Consider the following 19,515-nt stretch of genomic DNA (forward strand, 5'->3'; position numbering starts at 1 on the left):
CGAATAAACGGGATGAGTTCGTCCGCATCCGCGCGGCACGCGGATGTTCCGCCGGAAAGCCCGGCAGGCGGAGAACCAATAGGAACTGTTGTTCGGCCGCGCGCCTCTTACCGGGCGAACGGCGTCACGTCGTCAATCGAAAGGGGTGCGCGCGATGGCGTGGTGTGGCATGTCTGTTGCTCCCCAAAAAGTCGTGCAAGACGTCATCCATGGCGAAAGTCGCACCCGCTCATCATGTCCCCTGAGGCGAGCTAACGACGGCACCGAAGCGGCGCGTGAAAACAACGTAAAGTACCGCCGCACCTAGGAACAATAGGAAAAAGTCCTAAGCAACTATTTACGAGGCAAGTACTTGCGGGGCCGCACGTCGCCCGCGGTGTATTTGCGAGGCGATCGCAAAAAGGGACGCTTCTTTGTGGGAGCCGATTCATCGGCGATAGGGCTCGCGTCATCCTGGCCCGCTGCCGCGGGATGGCCGATGAATCGGCTCCCACACGGAGAAGAAGCAAAAAAAAGGCCGCTCCATCTAGAGCGGCCAATATCCGGGGAAATGCTTGCTGTTTTTGTTATGCGATATAGCTAAGCGTTTTCGTTACAGCGTGAAATCGTAGCGGGCTCCCAGGCGCACGGTGCGCGGATCGGAGAACGAACGGGCGCGCTTGTACTGCGGGTTGGGATCGCCCGCAGCGGTTTCGCCAACTTCGTAGTACTGGGTGACGCGCTGCTTGCCGAGGATGTTGAACACGTCGGCCGACAGCGTCAGCTTGTGGTCGGCAAAAGCCGGCTTCCAGGCCGCGCTGACGTCCACGTTATACGTCCACGGCGTGCGACCGAAGGTGCCGCGTGTCGCGGGCTGGCCGTTGCAGTAGAAGTAGCTGTTGCCGTACTCGTACGGGTCGCCACCATAGGCTTCCGGACGGGTGCCGATGCAGCTGACCGGGTAGCCCGAAGCGATGCGGGTAACGGTCGAGAACGCCCACTCATCCGTCGGCGCATAGGTGCCATAAATGCGCAGCTGGTGCTTCTGGTCGTTGGGCAGGTTGCCGTTGGTGTTTTCCATGATGGCCGGGAAATCCCAGGTCTCCGTGGTCGACACGTCGGCCTGGACGATATTGGAATCGAGCTGGCCTTCGGAGTTACCGTAGCTACGCGAGTAGGTGTAGTCGATCTTCGCGTACCAGTGGTCGCTGAACTGGTGTTCGGCGTACAGGTCGAGCATGTAGTAAGCACGCTTCGCACGCGGCTCGCCGATCTGGTCCGCAGTGAGCGGGACGCTCAGGTACTGACCGTCAGCTGGCGATACGGTAAACGTGTTCGCGCGGCCCGGGTTGTACAGCCAGCAACCCGTGCTGCGGCCGATACCTGCCTTCACTTCGTCATGAAGACCGTTCTCGTCGCCCCATTCCTGCAGCGGTGCCGAGTCGCAAGTATCATCGATCAGGCTGCGCAGGCGACGGTACATGGCCTTGGCGCCGACGACCCAGTTGTTGTCCAGCTGCTGATCGACACCGAAGATGTACTCGTCCTGGTAGTACGAGTGCAGGCCCTGCGCCGAAACGGTCTTCGCATCCGGCGGAATGCCGTTCGCGCCGTTCTTGTTGTAGTTCGCGGAATACGGACCATCGACAAGACCGGTCGGGACGCCCGTGGTCGGGTCGATACCCGTGAAGCCGTAGTACTGCGACGGGAAGGTAGACGGGCCAGCGCCACGGATGGCGACGGAGGTCGGCAGGCCGAGATGGTAACGACCCGCATTGGCGTAGATCTTCAGCGAGCTGTCACCGTGGACATCCCACGATGCACCCAGGCGCGGATCGAGCTGGTGGCGCGCGCTGGCGTAGGCCTGGCCCGAGCCGTTGAAGTTGGTGAACTGCTCGTTACGCAGGCCGATGTAGCCGTGCCAACGATCAGTGATCTGCCAGTTGTCTTCGATGAACTGCGACCGCTGGTTGGTGCGGGCCGAGGTGCCTGTGCTCAGTGCCGTGGATTCGGCATAGTAGCCATTGGCAAAGTTGGCAGGATTGTAGAGCGCAGGATCAAGACCGAGGTTCGTCAGGCGGCTCTTGATGGACGAGCCGTCGCCAACATCGGCGTAGGTCCAGCCGGTACCACCGGTCGGCAATGCGCCCGAGGTGGCGCGCAGGACGTAGTTGTCGACACCGCCACGGAGATCGTGATCGCCGATGCGATACTCGATATTGGCGCTCCAGCCGTGGCTGCTGTCTTGCGCGCCGGGCAGGAGGAAGGTCGAGCCACCGACCGTGCAACCGGTCTGCGGGTTGTTCTTGAACTCGGTACGGTTATCGGTAATGGTCGGGCAGTTCTGGCCGGTCGCCGACGTGATGTCCTGGCTATGGTCGGAGTGCGAACGGCCGTACATCGCGTTCACGGTGAGGTCGTCGGTGATGTAGCCGGTGTAATGGCCGATATAGGTGTTACCACCCGGCGTCGCGTTGGTCTGCGTGCCGTTGTAGTTCTTCGTGTAGACGTGGCCCAGGTAATCGCCGCGACCGGTGTCGTAGCTATAGGCGCTGATGGACTGGTCGTTCGTCTCGGTGTCGCCGATGCCGGTGAACTCGAGGATGTTGTTGTCGGTGATGTTCCAGTCCAACTTGGTCAACCAGCGCTTCGTCTTGGCGACGTCATGCTCGTCGTCGCTGGTCGTATTGGGACCGGTGTAGTCGCCGGAGTTCCTGATCCAGTCGGCTGCGGCGAAGATGAACAACTTGTCCTTGATCAGCGCGCCGCCAATGGAGCCGGAGTACTGCAGGTTTTCCTGGTTGCGCAGGACGTAGGGGTTGCCACGCTGGAACTTGGTGCCATCGCGCAGATCGATGTCACGTGGCTGCTGGTTGAGGCTGTCCGGCGAGAAGAAGACCTGGACGTCGCCCTTCCACTCGTTGGTACCGCGCTTGGACACGACGTTGATCACGCCGCCGGTGGAACGGCCGTATTCGGCGCCGTAGCCGCCGATCAGTACCTGCTCCTGGTCGATCGCGTCATACGGCAGCTGGCGCGAGCTCACGCCGGTCAGCGGGTTGGTGGCCTGGAAACCGTTGATGTAGTAGCCGTTCTCGGAAGCCGACGAACCGCCAAAGGAGAGCGCGTTGCCGTAACCGCGAACCGCGGGCGTCGTACCCGGGGCGAGCAGGGCGATCGAGCTGATCGAGGTGCGGGCAATGGGCAGTTTCGAGAGCTGGTCGGCGGTCAGCACGGTGCGCGAGTCGACCGAGCTGACGTCGATGCTGGGCAGCGTGTTGGCGGTGACCTGGACACTGCCGAGGCTGGTCGCGTCGGCGGCGCCGGCGGCGGCAGCGGCGAAGGAAACGTCGGTACCCTGGCTGATCTGGGTCTGGACGCCCTTATGCGAATCGACGGCCGTGCCGTTGTGCATCAGCGTCACGGTATAGGTGCCGATGGGCAGCGAGTTGGCGCGGTAGCGGCCGCCGGCGTCGACAGTGATGTCGCGGCGCAGGCCGGTGTCCGAGCTCTCGATGTGGACAACGTCACCGGGTGCGGCGGAGCCGAAGATGGCGCCGGTGGCGTTGCTCTGGGCCATGGCCGCGCCGGCACCGCCGATGGATACGGCGAAAGCCACGGCAAGCGCGAGCTTGCGGCGCGGCGGCGCGACTGAACGGTTTGCGTACTGCATGGAACGTCCCTCCTGAAAAAACGCGTGACGAATAAACGGGATGAGTTCGTCCGCATCCGCGCGGCACGCGGATGGTCCGCCGAGCGAACGACGGGCGGAGAACCAACTGAAAGAATTTCGTTCGGCCGAACGCCTCTTACCGGGCGAGCGGCGTCACGTCGTCAATCGAAAGGGGTGCACGCGATGGCGTGGTGTGGCATGTGACTTGCTCCCCAAAAAGATCATGCAAGACGTCATCCATGGCGAAAGTCGCACCCGCTCATCATGTCCCCTGAGGCGAGTTGACGACGGCGCCGAAGCGGCGCGTGAAAAGAACGTAAAGTATTGACGGCATTCGTAACAATAGGAATAAGTCCTAAGCAGGTAATTGCGAGCCGAGTCGCAAAAACATACGACGCCAGTGCCATTCGTCTTGCCTCCTTCGGCATGCGCCGTTTACCGTCGGCGGATGGACTTAGTCATCACGATCCTCATCCTCCTTCTCGTTGTCGCGCTGTCCGGCGCCATGGTCCGGATCCTTCCTGTCCGGCTTCCCTTGCCTATCTTGCAGATCGGCCTCGGGGCCCTTCTGGCGAGCCCGCTCGGCATGGAGGTGGAGTTCGATCACGAGCTCTTTTTCCTCCTCTTCATCCCGCCGCTTCTGTTCGCCGACGGCTGGCGCATTCCCAAGCGCGAGCTCTTCCTGTTGCGCGGCCCTATCCTCGCGCTGGCCGTGGGCCTGGTCTTCTTCACGATCCTGGGTGTCGGTTACTTCGTTCACTGGATGATTCCCACGGTGCCCCTGGCCGTCGCGTTCGCTTTGGCCGCCGTGCTCTCGCCGACGGACGCCGTCGCGGTGACCTCGATCACCGGGGCAACGCCGATACCTTCGCGGCTGATGCACGTGCTCTCGGGGGAGGCCTTGCTCAACGACGCATCGGGCCTGGTCGCCCTGCAGTTCGCCGTGGCGGCGGAGCTCACAGGGACCTTCTCGCTCGGCAAGGCGTCCATGGACTTCGTGGTGATGGCCCTTGGCGGCGTCCTGGCCGGCGTGCTGGTCAGCTACACGTTCGGGATCTTCCGTCGTCGCCTGGTCCGCTGGAGCGGTGAGGTGGACCCGGCAAGCCAGGTCGCGTTACTCCTGCTTCTCCCGTTTGCCGCCTACCTGCTCGCCGAGCACTTCGGTGTGTCGGGCATCCTCGCCGCAGTGGCTGCCGGCATGACGATGAACTACACCGACGTGCTCAAGGGCGGCTATGTCGCCACGCGCATGCAGAACGGTGCGGTGTGGTCGATGGTCGAGTTCACGTTCAACGGCCTGATCTTCCTGCTGCTCGGCCTCCAGCTTCCCGGCATCGTCGACGGGGCGAAGGGCGACCTCGCACAGGCCGGGGGCGGCGAGCTCTGGTACCTGCTTGCCTACGTCGTCGCGATCACACTGGTTCTGGTCATCCTGCGCTTCATCTGGGTGTGGGTGTCGCTGCGCTTCGTCCTGATGCGTGCGCTGCACCGTGGCGAGAAGCGTCCCAAGGTCGGCACACGCATGGTCTGGACATCGGCACTGGCCGGTGTTCGCGGGGCGATCACCATGGCGGGCGTGCTTTCGCTGCCGTTGATGAAAAGCGAGGGTGTGCCGTTCCCCGTGCGACACCTGATGATCCTGCTCGCCAGCGGGGTCATCCTGTGCACCCTTGTCATCGGGGCGATCGGCCTGCCGCTCGCGGTAAAGGGGCTGAAGCTTCCCGGCGAGGATCCGCGTGTTCGCGAGGAGCGCAAGGCACGCGCCCTCTCCGCCGAGGCGGCACTGCGCGGCATCGCCGACGAACAGCAGCGCGTGGACGACAGTGGCGACGGCAATGCGATAGCCCTGGCGTCGCGCGTGGCCTCTCGTGTCATGGCTGATTACCAGCAGCGCCTCGAGGCGGCCGGCGAGGAGGGTGATCTTCCGGACAAGGCGCGCGCGGAGGCGGGGACGGAGCGCGTCATGCGCCTGGCGGCGCTGCGCGCCGAGCGAAGGGAGCTGTACAACCTGCGTCGCAGCCACGAGATCAATGACGATACGTTACGTACGTTGATGCGGGAGATCGATCTCGCGGAGGCGTCGCTGACGAGCCTGCACTCGGGTTGATACCGGGAATGTCAGGACGCCGGGAGCATCGCCGATGAATCGGCTCCCACAGGTGCGAGGTCGTGCTCTGTGTGGGAGCCGATTCACCGGCGATGGGTGCTTGCACTACAAACCGAAAAACGCCTCAGTGGTCCGCACGCTGGACTCTGTCAGCGCTTCTCTCGACTCCCCCCGGTCACGGGCCACTTCGTCTCGAATGTGCGCCAGGTACATCGGCTCGTTGCGGCGATCCTTCGGCATCGGCCGGATCGTCCTCGGCAGGAGATAAGGGGCGTCGGTCTCGAGCATCAGCCGGTTTGCGGGGATGAGCTTAACCATCTCACGCAGATGCGCGCCGCGACGTTCGTCGCAGATCCACCCCGTGATTCCGATGTGGCAATCGAGGTCGAGGTAGTCGCGCAGGGCTTCTTCGGTGTCGGTGAAACAGTGCACCACCGCCGCTGGAACGCGATCGCGGTAGCGCTTCAGGATGGCAAGAAAGTCGTGGTGCGCGTCGCGCTGATGCAGGAATAGCGGCTTCCCGGCCGCGACGGCGATTTCCAGCTGCCGTTCGAAAACCACCCGCTGCACGTCGCGGGGCGAGTAATTCCGGTTGTAGTCGAGACCGGTCTCGCCGACGGCGCGGACTTCTGGCTCACCTGCAAGCTGGCGCAACAGGGCGTCGGTGGCGTCGTCGTATTCGACGGCGTGGTGAGGGTGTACCCCCGCCGTCGCAAAAAGGCGTCCGCCACTGGCGCGCGCGAGCGATAGGGCGTGCTCGCTTCCTTCCCGTGAGGCACCAGTCACGACCATCCGGCCCACGCCATGGGCACTCGCGCGGGCCAGTACTTCGTCAAGATCTTGACGAAAGGATTCGTGGGTCAGGTTGGCACCGATATCGATCAAGTCCATGATTTCTTTCGCTTTGAGACAAGGGTGTGAACGTGAAGGCCAAGCGTTATTGGCGTGCAACGCTATGAATTAGAACGTCAATCGACACTGCAAACGTGCCGCGGCGGGGTTTCCGCACTATGCCTTTTGGCGTTCAAAAACTTACCGCCAAAATATTGACGTTCGTATTTTCCTACTGTTAGGTTCCAGAGACGGACGTCAAGAAGACGACTCTCAGGGAGTACTCAGATGGATCTCAAACGAGCAGCAGGGAAGGGGGCATGCCAATGGTAAACCGCGCCACCGCGAGGACGCTCGTCGACTCGCCGACGCCGGGTTTTACCGCGCCATAAAGGTTTTTGGATTTTGCGTTGAGGGGAACGTCGAATCCTTCAAGTGTTTGCGCCGGCGAGGGGGCCTTCGTCGGCTGGCGTGCAGGGAGGGGTCCCGGCGCCGCACTAGGGAGGTATGCGTAATGACTTCACGAACACTGGCACAGGCCGTGGGCCTTGTGCTGACGGGCATCTTCACTGTCGCGGGAGCGGTGCACGCCGCGGAAACCCCTTCGACCCAGACCACGCCGCACGTCCGCTCTGTCCAGGCCGGGCAGCAGGTCGCTATCGATCCGGTGACCGGCAAGGTCCGCGCGCCGACCGACGCTGAGCGGGCCGCGTACTCCAAGGCGTTCCAGGCTCGGCAGAGCAGGGTTTCATCGTTCTCCACGCAACCGCGCACCAACGCCGATGCGAAGAGCACGATTCGCACGGTCAACCTCCACAGCGGCGCAAAAGCCACGGGCATACGCCTGCCACAGGAGCGCATGAGCAGCGTTGTCGCCACACGCGCGGCGGACGGCTCCGTAAGCATCCACCATGACGACCACGGCGCCCAGGTTGCGCCCAAGGCACCGGAGGTAACCCGATGATCCGCCGCGGCCTTCTCTACTCAGCCCTTCTTACAGCCGGTCTGTTCGGCGCCGTGAGCGCCAGCGCCGCCGAGATCAAGATCGTCAACCAGGACGTCGGTACGGGCCAGGGTCTCGACGACCACACCCCGGCCACCCCCGTCGGGGGCAACCCGGGCACGACCTTCGGTCAACAGGCGCTCAATGTCTTCCTGTTCGCGGCGGACATCCACGGCTCGTACATGAAGAGCAACGTCACCATCGTTAACAACGCGACGTTCGAACCACTCGAATGCGACGCCACCGGCGGCGTGCTCGGATCGTCCGGTCCCCTGGAGGTTTTCACTTTCGACGCCGCCAGCCTTCCCGCGGGCGCCAAGGCGAACGTCTGGTATACGGTCGCGGAGGCCAACTCGCTGGCTGGCGAAGACCTGAGCCCGACCGAGGCCGATATCCAGAGCCAGTTCAACGGCGCACTGGGTAGCCCCGGCTGCATCGAAGGCTCGTCGTGGTACATGGGCCTGGATCACAAGGTCGGCCCCGGGCAGATCGACTTCCTCAACGTCGTGCTGCACGAGATGTCGCACGGTCTCGGCTTCCTCGACCTTACGGACCTGACAACCGGCGAAGACTTCCCCGGCGGTCCTGGCTCGTTCCCGAACATCTATGGCTTCTTCGTCAAGCATAAGGGCGTGCTCTGGGACAACCTGACAAACGCAGAACGCGTGACGGCAGCGCTCGACGACGGCAACCTCGCCTTCTCCGGCGCGACCGTGATCGCCGAGGCACCGCTCGCGCTGTCGCAGCCCGACGTATTCCGCGTCACCGCCCCGGCCGCCGCCGCCGGTGATTACCTCTATGCGCAGGCCGCTTTCGGTCCGACGGCCTCCGCGTCGAACTTCTCCGGTGCTGTCGTGCAGGCTGTGCCCAACGATGGTTGCGCCGCGATCACCAACGCGTCCGCTGTCGCCGGGAAGATTGCGCTGATCGACCGGGGTACCTGCGATTTCACGGTGAAGTCGCTCAATGCCCAGGCTGCCGGTGCGAAGGCCGTGCTTCTGGCCAACAACCAGCCCGCCGCGGTTTCGCCGGGTGGCACGCCTGCCTCGCCGGTGACTATCCCGGTGATCCTGGTGAACCAGGTCGATGGCAATACGCTTAAGGCCAATCTCGCCGGCCTCACCGGCGCCGTCGGCAAGGGCACGGGTCTGGCGGGCACGAACGCCGACGGCGTGCAGATCTACGCTCCGGCAGTCCTCTCGCCGGGTTCGTCGTTCTCGCATTACGACACGCGCCTGACGCCGAACGCGATCATGGAGTACGCCATCAGCCAGGATCTCCGCGGCGAGATCGATCTCGACCTGGGCCCGGCGTTGTTCCAGGACATCGGCTGGGGCATCGACCGCAGCAACCAGCTGTTGCTCACCTGCGACACGGGCATTCCGAGACTCGTGCCGGGCGGCATGATCATCGGTGCCAACGTGTTCGCCAACGCGAAGATCCTCGCCGGCAACGCTGCCAACGTGGGTACGTATCGCGCAGGCGTCAGGGCGTACGAGGGACAGCTTGCGACCGACGGTCTGATCACGGCCGGCCAGGCATCGAGCCTCAACGCCTGCCTGTCTGATGCGGAGACGCAGAAGCAGTACGACGCATGGGGTCCCGCCGCTGCACCGCCGGCCATCGTGCTTGGCAACAACACCGCGCTGAACAACCAGAAGGGTGCCGCCGGTGCGACCTCGGCGTACCAGCTCACGGTGCCGGCCAACGCGAAGACGCTCACCCTGCGCACCTACGGTGGCTCGGGTGATGTGTCGATCTCGGTGACCGACCCGAAGGGTGTGGTGAAGGCACAGCCCAATCGTCCTGGTAACAGTGAGCCGTTCACGGCCACCAAGCCTGCGGCCGGCGTGTGGACGCTGACCGTCAAGGGTGAAAAGGCGTACTCCGGCGTGAGTGTGCTGGGCGCTTACACGCTCTGAAGCATGACCCGAAAGAGGCCCCGGTTCGCCGGGGCCTCGACCTTTGCGTGGCCCGAATCGCGGGCAGGGGATTTCATCTGGGGAGGAAGGTTACGTGAACACCATCTACAGCAAGGTTTGGAACAAGTCGCTCGGTATCCTGGTCGTGGCATCGGAACTGGCTCGAGCAAACGGTAAGGGAAGCACCTCCCGACGCCTGCGCGCCGCGATGGCCGCATTGCCACTGGCTGCCGGCGTGATGCTGGCGCTGGGCAGTGCACCGGCGCAGGCAGGCAACGTGTGCGGTGGTTATCTTCTCGGTATTCAGGGCAAGGCGCCGGTCGCCAAGGGCGACGACGCCTTCGCATGCGGCACCTCGAGCAAGGCTGCCGGCGACTACAGCACGGCGGTCGGTACGGCAGCGATCAGTAGCGGCAACTACAGCGTCGCGCTGGGACAGAATGCACAGTCGTCCGGTGCCTGGTCGACAGCGCTGGGCCAGAATGCCCGCGCCACCGGCACGGACAGCGTCGCGATCGGCGAATCGTCGTTCGCCAGTGGGTCGGCCAGCTCCGCCTTCGGAACGGACTCAAGCGCCACGGCGAAGAACTCCGTCGCCCTCGGCGATGGTTCGGTCGCCAATCGCGCTAACACGGTCTCCGTAGGCAAGGTCAACGAAGAGCGCCAGGTGGTGAACGTTGCCGATGGCACGCAGGCCACCGATGCGACCAATAAGCGGCAGCTGGATAAAGTTTCGTCGTCGGTGAGTGGCGTATCGACACGGGTGGACACGTTGTCGACGAGGGTCGATGGCGTATCGACGCGGGTCGACAAGCTTGCAGACGACACCAGTGATGCCGCGCATTACTTCAAGGCGAACGGCAACGGTGACGGCAGCGATGACGCGCAGGCCACGGGCCAGTTTGCGACGGCATCCGGTTCGGGTGCTTTCGCGGGCGCCGATGGTGCGACCGCAACCGGCAGCGGTGCGGTGGCAACCGGAGCGAACGCGACAGCCAACGGCTACGGCAGCGTCGCTACCGGGCAGAACAGTGCCGCGTTCGGTGCCGGTGCCCAGGCCAATGGCCCGGGGAGTGTCGCTGTTGGCGGCGTTGCTGTGGACGCGGACGGCAATCCGCTGATCACGAACGCCGGCGTGCCGGTCGACACCGGTGCAACGAGCGCAGGCGTGGGCGGTACGGCAGTCGGCGCGAGCGCGCAGGCGGGTGGTTTTGCGGCGTCGTCGTTCGGCGTGGGTGCCTACGCTAGCGGCGCTCAGTCGACCGCCGTCGGTGCCGTGGCAAACGCCCTTGGCGATTTCTCCACCGCCAGTGGCTCACAGGCCACGGCAGCCGGAGACCAGTCCGTTGCTAACGGTTTTGGCTCGACCGCCTATAGCGCAGGTTCAACGGCGATCGGTGCTGGCGCCAGTGCATCAGGCGCAGGCAGCGTGGCCATCGGCAACTTCGCGGAAACCGGCTTTGGCCTGTTTGGTCTGGAAAGCGCGAACGCGGTGGCCGTCGGTACGAACAGCTGGGCGCTGGGTAACAACGCCACGGCGCTCGGTGCGAACGCATGGGCCCTGGGTGAGAACTCCGTGGCGCTGGGTGCGGATTCGCAGGCCGATCGTGACAACACGGTCTCGGTGGGTACGGCGGGACATGAGCGTCAGATTGCGAACGTGGCTGCCGGTACGGAAGACACCGACGCGGTGAACAAGGGCCAGCTCGATTCGTCGGTGAATGGCGCAACGCGTTACTTCAAAGCCAATGGCCTGAATGACGGCAGCGACGATGCCCAGGCCACCGGTCAGTTCGCGACGGCGTCGGGGTCGGGTGCTTTCGCTGGCGCCGACGGTGCTACCGCGACCGGTAGCGGTGCAGTGGCCACGGGCGTGAATTCAACAGCCAATGGCTTCGGCAGCGTAGCCACCGGTCAGAACAGTGCAGCGTATGGTGCCGGCGCACAGGCTAATGGCCCGGGCAGCGTGGCTGTCGGCGGTGTCGCAGTCGACGAAGACGGCAATCCACTGATCACCAACGCTGGCGTGCCGGTCGATACCGGTGCGACCAGCGCGGGAGTAGGCGGTACGGCAGTCGGCGCGAGCGCGCAGGCGGGTGGCTTTGCTGCCTCGTCGTTCGGTGTCGGTGCGTACGCGAGCGGCGCACAGGCCACGGCAGTCGGTGCCGTTGCGAATGCCACCGGCGACCTCTCTACCGCCATCGGTACGCAGAGTGCGGCGACAGGTGTCAGCAGCGTATCCGTCGGTGAAAGTGCGCAGGCTACGGGCGACGAAAGCGTCGCCGTCGGTGGCAGCACGTTCTTCGGCTTCATCCCTGCGCAGGCGACCGGCACGGGAGCCTCCGCATTCGGTGCAGGTGCATGGGCGACCAACGATTACGCCACGGCGCTGGGTTGGAACAGCTGGGCCGACGGCGTGAGCAGCACGGCGATCGGCGAGTCGGCGATCGCTGGTGCTGCGAACTCGGTAGCACTCGGCGCCAGTTCGTACACCGATCGGGCTAACACCGTTTCGGTGGGCGACGTCGGCAGTGAGCGCCAGATCACCAACGTAGCGGCCGGCACGGAAGACACCGACGCGGTAAACAAAGGCCAGCTCGATAGCTCTGTCAACACGGCCACGCGCTACTTCAAGGCAAACGGGTTGAACGACGGCAGTGACGATGCGCTGGCTACTGGCCAATTCGCCACGGCATCCGGCTCGGGCGCCTTCGCCGGGGCGGATGGCGCGAGCGCGTACGGCAGCGGTGCGGTGGCGACGGCCGCGAATGCCACGGCGAACGGCTATGGCAGTGTGGCCAGCGGGCAGAACAGTGCGGCGTACGGTGCTGGTGCACAGGCCTCTTCGAACAGCGCCACGGCCATCGGCGGCCAGGCGCTCGACGCAGCCGGCAATCCTTTGATCACGTACAGCGCCACCGGCGAAGCGGTCGGACCGGCGAATGCTTCCGGTCTCGCCTCCACGGCGGTAGGTGCCAGCGCGCAAGCGGCAGGACAGTTCGGCACCGCCCTGGGCACGGCAGCGTTTGCGCAGGGCGAGCAGTCCACGGCTACGGGCTTTCTTTCGGAAGCCGCCGGATTGGGCGCCACCGCGAATGGCGCGCAGGCTTACGCGGCAGGTGACCTCTCACTCGCGTCCGGGTATGGCTCGGCGGCGTACAGCAATGGGTCGACCGCCGTCGGCGCTGGCGCGAGCGCCTCGGGCGAAGGCAGCGTAGCGATCGGCAACTATGCGGAAACCGGCTTTGGCCTCTTCGGTCTCGAAAGCGCAAATGCGGTGGCCGTCGGCACGAATAGCTGGGCGCTCGGCAACAACGCTACGGCACTCGGCGCGAACGCCTGGGCACTGGGCGAAAACTCGGTGGCACTCGGTGCGGATTCGCAGGCAGACCGTGACAACACTGTCTCGGTCGGTACGGCCGGGCATGAACGGCAGATCGCGAACGTGGCTGCCGGTACGGAAGATACCGATGCGGTGAACAAGGGCCAGCTCGATTTGTCGGTGAATGGCGCGACGCGCTACTTCAAGGCGAATGGCCTGAACGATGGCAGCGACGATGCACAGGCGACCGGTCAGTTCGCGACAGCGTCAGGGTCGGGTGCTTTCGCAGGCGCCGATGGTGCCACGGCGACAGGCGGTGGCGCAGTCGCCACGGGTGTGAACTCAACGGCCAATGGCTTCGGCAGCGTCGCAACCGGACAGAACAGCGCGGCCTACGGCGCAGGTGCTCAAGCGAATGGCCCGGGTAGCGTGGCTGTCGGCGGTGTCGCCGTCGACGAGGACGGCAATCCGCTGATCACCAACGCCGGCGTGCCGGTCGATACCGGCGCAACCAGCGCGGGTGTCGGTGGCACAGCGGTTGGTGCGAGTGCGCAGGCGGGTGGGTTTGCATCGTCGTCGTTTGGCGTCGGTGCGTATGCGAGCGGTGCCCAGGCCACGGCGGTGGGTGCCGTCGCGAATGCTACCGGCGACCTGTCGACAGCCGTCGGCACACAGAGTGCGGCAACCGGTACGGGCAGCGTCTCCGTCGGTGAGAGCGCGCAGGCTACTGGCGACGAAAGCGTTGCTGTCGGCGGAAGCACGTTCTTCGGCTTCATTCTGGCGCAAGCCACGGGCCTGGGTGCCTCCGCCTTCGGCGCGGGTGCATGGGCGACGAACGACTACGCCACGGCGCTGGGCTGGAACAGCTGGGCCGACGGTGCGAGCAGCACGGCTATCGGTGAATCGAGCTACGCCTCCGCGGCCAACTCGGTGGCGCTGGGTGCGAGTTCGCTGGCCGACAGGGCTAACACGGTGTCGGTCGGTGCGGCTGGCAGCGAGCGCCAGATCACCAACGTAGCGGCCGGCACGGAAGATACCGATGCGGTAAACAAGGGCCAGCTCGATGCCTCGGTCAGTGGCTCGACGCGCTACTTCAAGGCGAACGGACTGAACGACGGCTCCGATGACGCGCAGGCGAATGGCAACTTTGCCACGGCATCCGGCTCGGGTGCCTTCGCCAGCGGCGATGGCGCAACGGCAACCGGTAGTGGCGCTGTCGCGACCGGCGTTAACGCCACGGCGACGGGCAGCAGTAGCGTCGCGACAGGTCAGAACAGCGCGGCTTACGGCGCCGGCGCCCAGGCCGATGGCCCTGGAAGCGTCGCCGTTGGTGGCAATGCCGTCGATGCGCAGGGAAATCCGCTCATCTCCGACAGCAACAACAATCCTGTTGAGACGGGAGCAACCAGCGCGGGTGTCGGCGGTACGGCCGTGGGCGCCAGCGCGCAGGCCGGCGGTTTCGCGGCGACCTCGGTCGGCGTCGGTGCCTATGCCAGTGGCGCCCAGTCGACAGCCCTGGGTGCGGTAGCCAATGCTACCGGTGACTACTCGACCGCCGTGGGCACATCGACGACGGCCTCGGGGGCGGGATCGGTAGCCGTGGGTGGTCCAAGCAACCTCGCCGGAGTGGGCCTCATCTACACCGGCGCGACCGGCGACAGCGCCGCCGCCTTCGGCGCGGGTGCGCAAGCCACGGCGAACTACGCCACGGCGCTCGGCGGCGTCGCCGCTGCCGAGGGGGTAGGCAGCACGGCGCTGGGCTACTTCGCTTATGCGCAGGGTGAAAACGCGACCGCGCTGGGTATCAACAGCTGGGCGTCCGGTGCGAGCAGCGTGGCCGTGGGTGACTTCTCGACCGCCTTTGGCGCGGGAGGCGTTGCCGTGGGTCTGAACAGCACGGTGCAGCGCGACGCGACCAATAGCGTGGCGTTGGGCTCGAACTCGCTCGCCACCCGGGCCAATACGGTGTCGGTGGGCGATCGTGGAAGTGAGCGTCAGATCACCAATGTCGCTGCGGGCGTGCAGGGGACGGACGCTACCAACGTCCAGCAGTTGAACGACCTTTCCGACAGCGTCAGCAGCGCGAAGCATTACGTCTCGGCGACGGGCGCGGCCGATGGCTCGGATAACGCAAGCGCAACAGGCCAGCTGGCCATCGCGACGGGTGCGGGAAGCAGCGCCAGCGGCGACCTGTCCACGGCCAACGGTGCCTTCGCGACGGCGAGCAAGGCGTCGTCGACAGCGATCGGTGCCTCGGCGAATGCCGGTGCGGCGGGCGCCACGGCCATCGGCGATAGTTCGAGGGCCCTGGGCGCCAACTCGGTCGCCCTGGGCAGTGGCTCGCTGGCGACGCGTGCCAACACGGTCTCTGTCGGTAGCGCGACCAGCAATCGCCAGATCACCAACGTTGCTTCGGGTACGCAGACCAACGACGCGGTGAACGTGGGCCAGCTGAACTCGGCACTCTCGAGTGCTTTCGCGGGCACGTCGAACGCCGCCGGTAGCGCGGTGGCGATGGCCCTCGGTGGTGGGGCGACCATGGGAGCCAATGGCTTTGTCGGGCCGGTCTACCGGGTGCAGGGCGGGTCGTACGGCACGGTGGGTGATGCCGTCGGTGCGTTGGACGGCGCACTGACGTCGTTGAACAACCGGGTCGGCAACCTGGAGTCCAAACCAGCCGGCGGTACCGGTACCGGAACGACGCCGATTCGCCGCGATGCCGTCGTTGCCGCTCCTCAAGCCGCCGCCCAGGGCGTGATGGCGGCCGCTGTCACACCCGCTGTCACGTCTGCTGCAGCAGCGCCTGTCGCACCGGTTGCCGCAGCAGCACCGGTAACGGCACAGGCCATCGTGCCGGGCACGGGTAACGGCATTGCGATCGGCACCGGCAGTTACGCCAAAGACCCCACGGATATCGCCGTGGGCAATAACGCCAGCGTGGGTGCGGACAATGGCACGGCGGTCGGAAACGCAGCGACCGTCACCGCGGCCGCGACCAACAGCGTCGCCCTGGGCGCCGGCTCGGTCGCCGACCAGGCAAACACCGTATCGGTCGGTGCGGCAGGCGCCGAACGGCGCATCACCAACGTGGCCGCCGGGACGGCGCCCACGGACGGTGCCAACGTCAGTCAGGTGGACCAGGCGGTCGCCACCGCGAAGAGCTATTCGGACCAGGGCGATGCCGCCACCCTGAACAGCGCCAAGCAGTACACCGACCAGAAGTTCGGCGACGTTGTCAGCGGCGGAGCGTTCGACGAGTACAAACGCGAAGTAGACCACCGCTTCAGCAACCTCAACGACCGCCTGAACAAGGTGGGCGCCATGGGTGCGGCGATGTCGCAGATGGCTTTCAGCACCCAGAGTGTCAACGGCGACAACCGGCTTGGCGTGGGCGTTGGCGGGTACAAGGGGCAGGGCGCGATGTCGGTCGGTTTCTCGCGCAGTCTCAGTCCCAAGGCTGCCCTGACCTTCGGTGCCGCGATCAGCGGCGGTGAGACATCGGGAGGTGTCGGCGTAGGCATCGGCTGGTAATTGGCCCAGCGAAATCCTACGGATAGACTCATAGCGCGCGGAAGCCGGCGGTGACGCCGGCTTCCGCTTGTTGCTCCACGTCGCGGAACCCGGGATTCACGGTCGCCGTAGACGCACGGTATGTGCTACCAATAGCGGCCCGCGTGATCCGGATCGATCGCGTGGATCCACCGCTTTAACGGACCGTGAGGAAGGCATGTCTGCGATGACTGAGCATAGGGATATGCTGACCGGGGAACCGGGAGAAGCTCAGGTCTGTGCGCACCTGGTGGCGCACGGTCGCCTTAAGGACACTGACCTCGCGCGGGCACGGCGCCTGCATGACGAGACGCCGGACGGCACCCTCACGTCGCTAATGGCTCGCCTGGGGCTGGTGTCCGAGCGAGATCTTGCCGACGCCTGGGCCGAACTGCTCGGCCTCGACCTTCTCGCGGCCAAGGACGCACCTGACCTGCCTCCGGCCGATATCGAGCTGTCGGTTCGCTTCCTCAAGCAGTACCACGTCGTTCCGGTGCGCGAGGGCGAGGACGGACTGGCGCTGCTCGTCGCCGACCCGGCCGATCCCTACCCGTTGCAGGCGGTTCGCCTTGCAACCGGCCGTGACCTCCCTCTGCGTGTCGGCATACGTTCGGAAATAGACGGGCTCATCGAGCGGTACTACGGCCAGGGCCGTTCCGCCATGGGCAGCATCGTCGAAAGCCTCGACGGCAACGCCACCGAAGAAGACGACGTCGAGCACCTGCGCGATCTCGCGTCCGAAGCGCCGGTGATTCGCCTGGTGAATCTCATCCTCCAGCGCGCGGTGGAACAACGGGCATCCGACGTCCACATCGAGCCTTTTGAAAACCGCCTCAAGGTGCGCTACCGCATCGACGGCGTCCTGCACGAAGTGGAAGCGCCGCCATCCAGCTCCACCGCCGCTGTCATATCGCGTGTAAAGATCATGGCGCGGCTGAACATCGCGGAGCGGCGGTTGCCTCAGGATGGCCGCATCCAGTTGCGCGTGCAGGGCAAGGAGCTCGACCTTCGCGTGTCCACGGTGCCGACCAGCTTCGGCGAATCGGTGGTCATGCGTATCCTCGATCGCGAGTCGATCATCTTCGATTTCGCTTCGCTCGGCTTCACCGACAATTTCCGCGATCGTTTCGTCGAGGTGCTCGACCGCCCGCACGGCATTCTCCTGGTGACCGGCCCCACCGGCTCGGGCAAAACCACCACGCTGTACACCGCGCTGTCGCAGATCAACACGCCCGACGTGAAGATCATCACGGTGGAAGACCCGGTCGAATACCAGATCGAGGGTATCAACCAGATCCAGGTCAAGCCACAGATCGGACTGGACTTCACCGGCGCGCTCCGCTCCATCGTCCGTCAGGATCCCGACGTCATCATGATCGGCGAAATGCGCGATCTCGAGACATGTCGCATCGCGATCCAGTCAGCTCTCACGGGCCATCTGGTGTTGTCCACGCTGCACACCAACAGTGCATCCGGCGGCATCACGCGCCTGCTCGACATGGGCGTTGAGGATTACCTGTTGGGCTCGACGGTGAATGGCATCCTGGCCCAGCGCCTCGTTCGTCGCCTGGATCCGGAAACGGCGATTCCCTACGAAGCATTGCCCGAGGTGGTCGAGCAATTCGAACTGCACAAGTACACTGACGAGCGGCCCATTCGCCTTTGGAAACCCGGTACCAGTCCGGCGAATCCCACGGGTTACCGCGGCCGGCGCGCCATCATGGAATTCCTCGTCATGAGCGATCCGCTGCGCCGTCTCGTCATGCAGCGCTCCGACGCCGGTGAAATAGAACGCCTCGCGCGCGCCGAGGGCATGCGGACGATGTATGAGGACGGCCTCGCCAAGGCGGTCGCCGGTGTCACGACGATCGAAGAAGTCCTTCGCGTCACCCAGGAATCCTAGGCCCTCCCATGAGCCAGTTCCGTTACCGAGCTATCAGCGCCACGGGCGAAGCACTCACCGGCAGGATGGAAGCCGCGTCGGTGGAGGACGTTGTCGCGCGACTGCAGGACCAGGGTCATACGCCGCTCGAGGCAGCGCCCGCCGAAGGCGCGGCCAGTAGCGGTGGATTCGCCGCCCTGTTCCGCAAAGGCGTGTTCACTGGCGATCAGCTTGCCCAGTTCACGCACCAGCTGGCCACCTTGCTGAGCGCAGGGCAGCCCCTTGATCGTGCACTCGGCATCCTGCTCGACCTCCCTGAAGGCGAGCGTGCAAAGAACCTGGTCGAACGCGTTCGCGACCGTGTCCGCGGCGGCACGACGCTTTCGACGGCGCTGGACGAAGAGAACGGTGTCTTTCCGCGCTTGTACGTCAGCCTGGTGCGCGCCGGCGAAGCCGGTGGCTCGCTCGACGAAACGCTGCGCCGCCTGGCGGATTATCTGGAACGGGCGCAAGCGCTGCGCGGCAGCATCATCAACGCGCTCATCTACCCCGCGTTCCTCATGGTTGGCGTGCTCGGCTCGCTGGTGTTGCTGCTTGCTTACGTGGTGCCGCAGTTCGTGCCGATCTTTGCGGATATGCAGGTCCCGATCCCCCTCATCACCAAGGTCGTGCTCGCCCTCGGTACGGTGATCAGCGACTGGTGGTGGGCACTGGCACTCGCGCTCTTCGTCCTCGGCACGTTCGCTCGCCTGCGCCTTCGCGATCCGGATACGAAACTGGCGTTCCATGCGCGCCTGCTCACCATGCGGGTGTCCGGCCCTCTCTTGCTCAAGGTGGAGACGGCGCGTATCGCACGTACGCTTGGCACCTTGCTGAAGAACGGCGTACCGCTGCTTTCGTCCCTGGCTATCGCGCGCCAGGTCACTGGAAATCGTGCACTCGATCTCGCGCTTGAACAGGCCGCCGAGCGGGTCAAGGGCGGCGCCGGCCTTGGCAGTTCCCTGTCGCAGACAGAGCGGTTTCCCCGCCTCGCGTTGCAGATGATCCAGGTCGGCGAGGAAGCCGGCGCGCTGGACACGATGCTGCTCAAGGTCGCCGACACCTTCGACATCGAGGCCAAGCGCGCTATCGACCGCCTGTTGGCGGCACTGGTGCCCGCATTGACCATCGTCATGACCGTCATGGTCGCTTTCATCATGGCGGCTATCCTGCTGCCACTGCTCAGCCTCACCAGCAATATCAACTGA

8 protein-coding genes are annotated in these 19,515 nt (G+C 65.0%); 6 read left to right on the forward strand and 2 right to left on the reverse strand.

The annotated features are described in order from the left end of the window. Positions 1–592 precede the first annotated feature (592 nt). Complete coding sequence (locus ACVWWJ_RS02655) at positions 593–3,652, reverse strand: TonB-dependent receptor (protein ID WP_456966674.1); 3,060 nt, start codon at positions 3,650–3,652, stop codon at positions 593–595. A gap of 448 nt (positions 3,653–4,100) precedes the next feature. Between ACVWWJ_RS02655 and ACVWWJ_RS02660 the strand changes: the two genes are divergently transcribed. After that, complete coding sequence (locus ACVWWJ_RS02660) at positions 4,101–5,759, forward strand: Na+/H+ antiporter (RefSeq protein ID WP_456966675.1); 1,659 nt, start codon at positions 4,101–4,103, stop codon at positions 5,757–5,759. Positions 5,760–5,864: 105 nt separating this feature from the next. On the opposite strand, the gene ACVWWJ_RS02665 is transcribed toward ACVWWJ_RS02660, so the two are convergent. Continuing rightward, entirely contained in the window at positions 5,865–6,650 is a 786-nt protein-coding gene (locus tag ACVWWJ_RS02665) for a TatD family hydrolase (protein ID WP_159891015.1), read from the reverse strand. A gap of 454 nt (positions 6,651–7,104) precedes the next feature. Here ACVWWJ_RS02665 and ACVWWJ_RS02670 point away from each other — a divergent pair, with 454 nt between their 5' ends. The 5 genes from ACVWWJ_RS02670 to gspF all read left to right on the forward strand — a co-directional run bounded on the left by ACVWWJ_RS02670 (position 7,105) and on the right by gspF (position 19,515). Next, entirely contained in the window at positions 7,105–7,554 is a 450-nt protein-coding gene (locus ACVWWJ_RS02670) for a post-PEP-CTERM-1 domain-containing protein (protein WP_456966676.1), read from the forward strand. Then, positions 7,551–9,515: a PA domain-containing protein gene (locus tag ACVWWJ_RS02675; protein ID WP_456966677.1), complete on the forward strand. Its 1,965-nt coding sequence runs from the start codon at positions 7,551–7,553 to the stop codon at positions 9,513–9,515. Before ACVWWJ_RS02670 ends, ACVWWJ_RS02675 begins: the two co-directional genes overlap by 4 nt. Positions 9,516–9,609: 94 nt before the next feature. Further along, complete coding sequence (locus tag ACVWWJ_RS02680; protein ID WP_456966678.1) at positions 9,610–16,368, forward strand: ESPR-type extended signal peptide-containing protein; 6,759 nt, start codon at positions 9,610–9,612, stop codon at positions 16,366–16,368. Between the two features lie 205 nt (positions 16,369–16,573). Continuing rightward, positions 16,574–18,289 (forward strand): type II secretion system ATPase GspE, encoded by a 1,716-nt coding sequence (gene gspE, locus ACVWWJ_RS02685; RefSeq protein WP_456966679.1) that lies wholly within the window; start codon positions 16,574–16,576, stop codon positions 18,287–18,289. Between the two features lie 8 nt (positions 18,290–18,297). Then, positions 18,298–19,515 (forward strand): type II secretion system inner membrane protein GspF, encoded by a 1,218-nt coding sequence (gene gspF / locus ACVWWJ_RS02690; RefSeq protein WP_456966680.1) that lies wholly within the window; start codon positions 18,298–18,300, stop codon positions 19,513–19,515.

This window comes from Luteibacter sp. HA06 (assembly GCF_054061215.1).

Bases quoted from the DNA above. Each gene is read 5' to 3' on its own strand.
- ACVWWJ_RS02655 (WP_456966674.1), bottom strand. From the start codon at position 3,652: ATGCAGTACGCAAACCGTTCAGTCGCGCCGCCGCGCCGCAAGCTCGCG.
- ACVWWJ_RS02660 (WP_456966675.1), top strand. From the start codon at position 4,101: ATGGACTTAGTCATCACGATCCTCATCCTCCTTCTCGTTGTCGCGCTG.
- ACVWWJ_RS02665 (WP_159891015.1), bottom strand. From the start codon at position 6,650: ATGGACTTGATCGATATCGGTGCCAACCTGACCCACGAATCCTTTCGT.
- ACVWWJ_RS02670 (WP_456966676.1), top strand. From the start codon at position 7,105: ATGACTTCACGAACACTGGCACAGGCCGTGGGCCTTGTGCTGACGGGC.
- ACVWWJ_RS02675 (WP_456966677.1), top strand. From the start codon at position 7,551: ATGATCCGCCGCGGCCTTCTCTACTCAGCCCTTCTTACAGCCGGTCTG.
- gspE (WP_456966679.1), top strand. From the start codon at position 16,574: ATGACTGAGCATAGGGATATGCTGACCGGGGAACCGGGAGAAGCTCAG.
- gspF (WP_456966680.1), top strand. From the start codon at position 18,298: ATGAGCCAGTTCCGTTACCGAGCTATCAGCGCCACGGGCGAAGCACTC.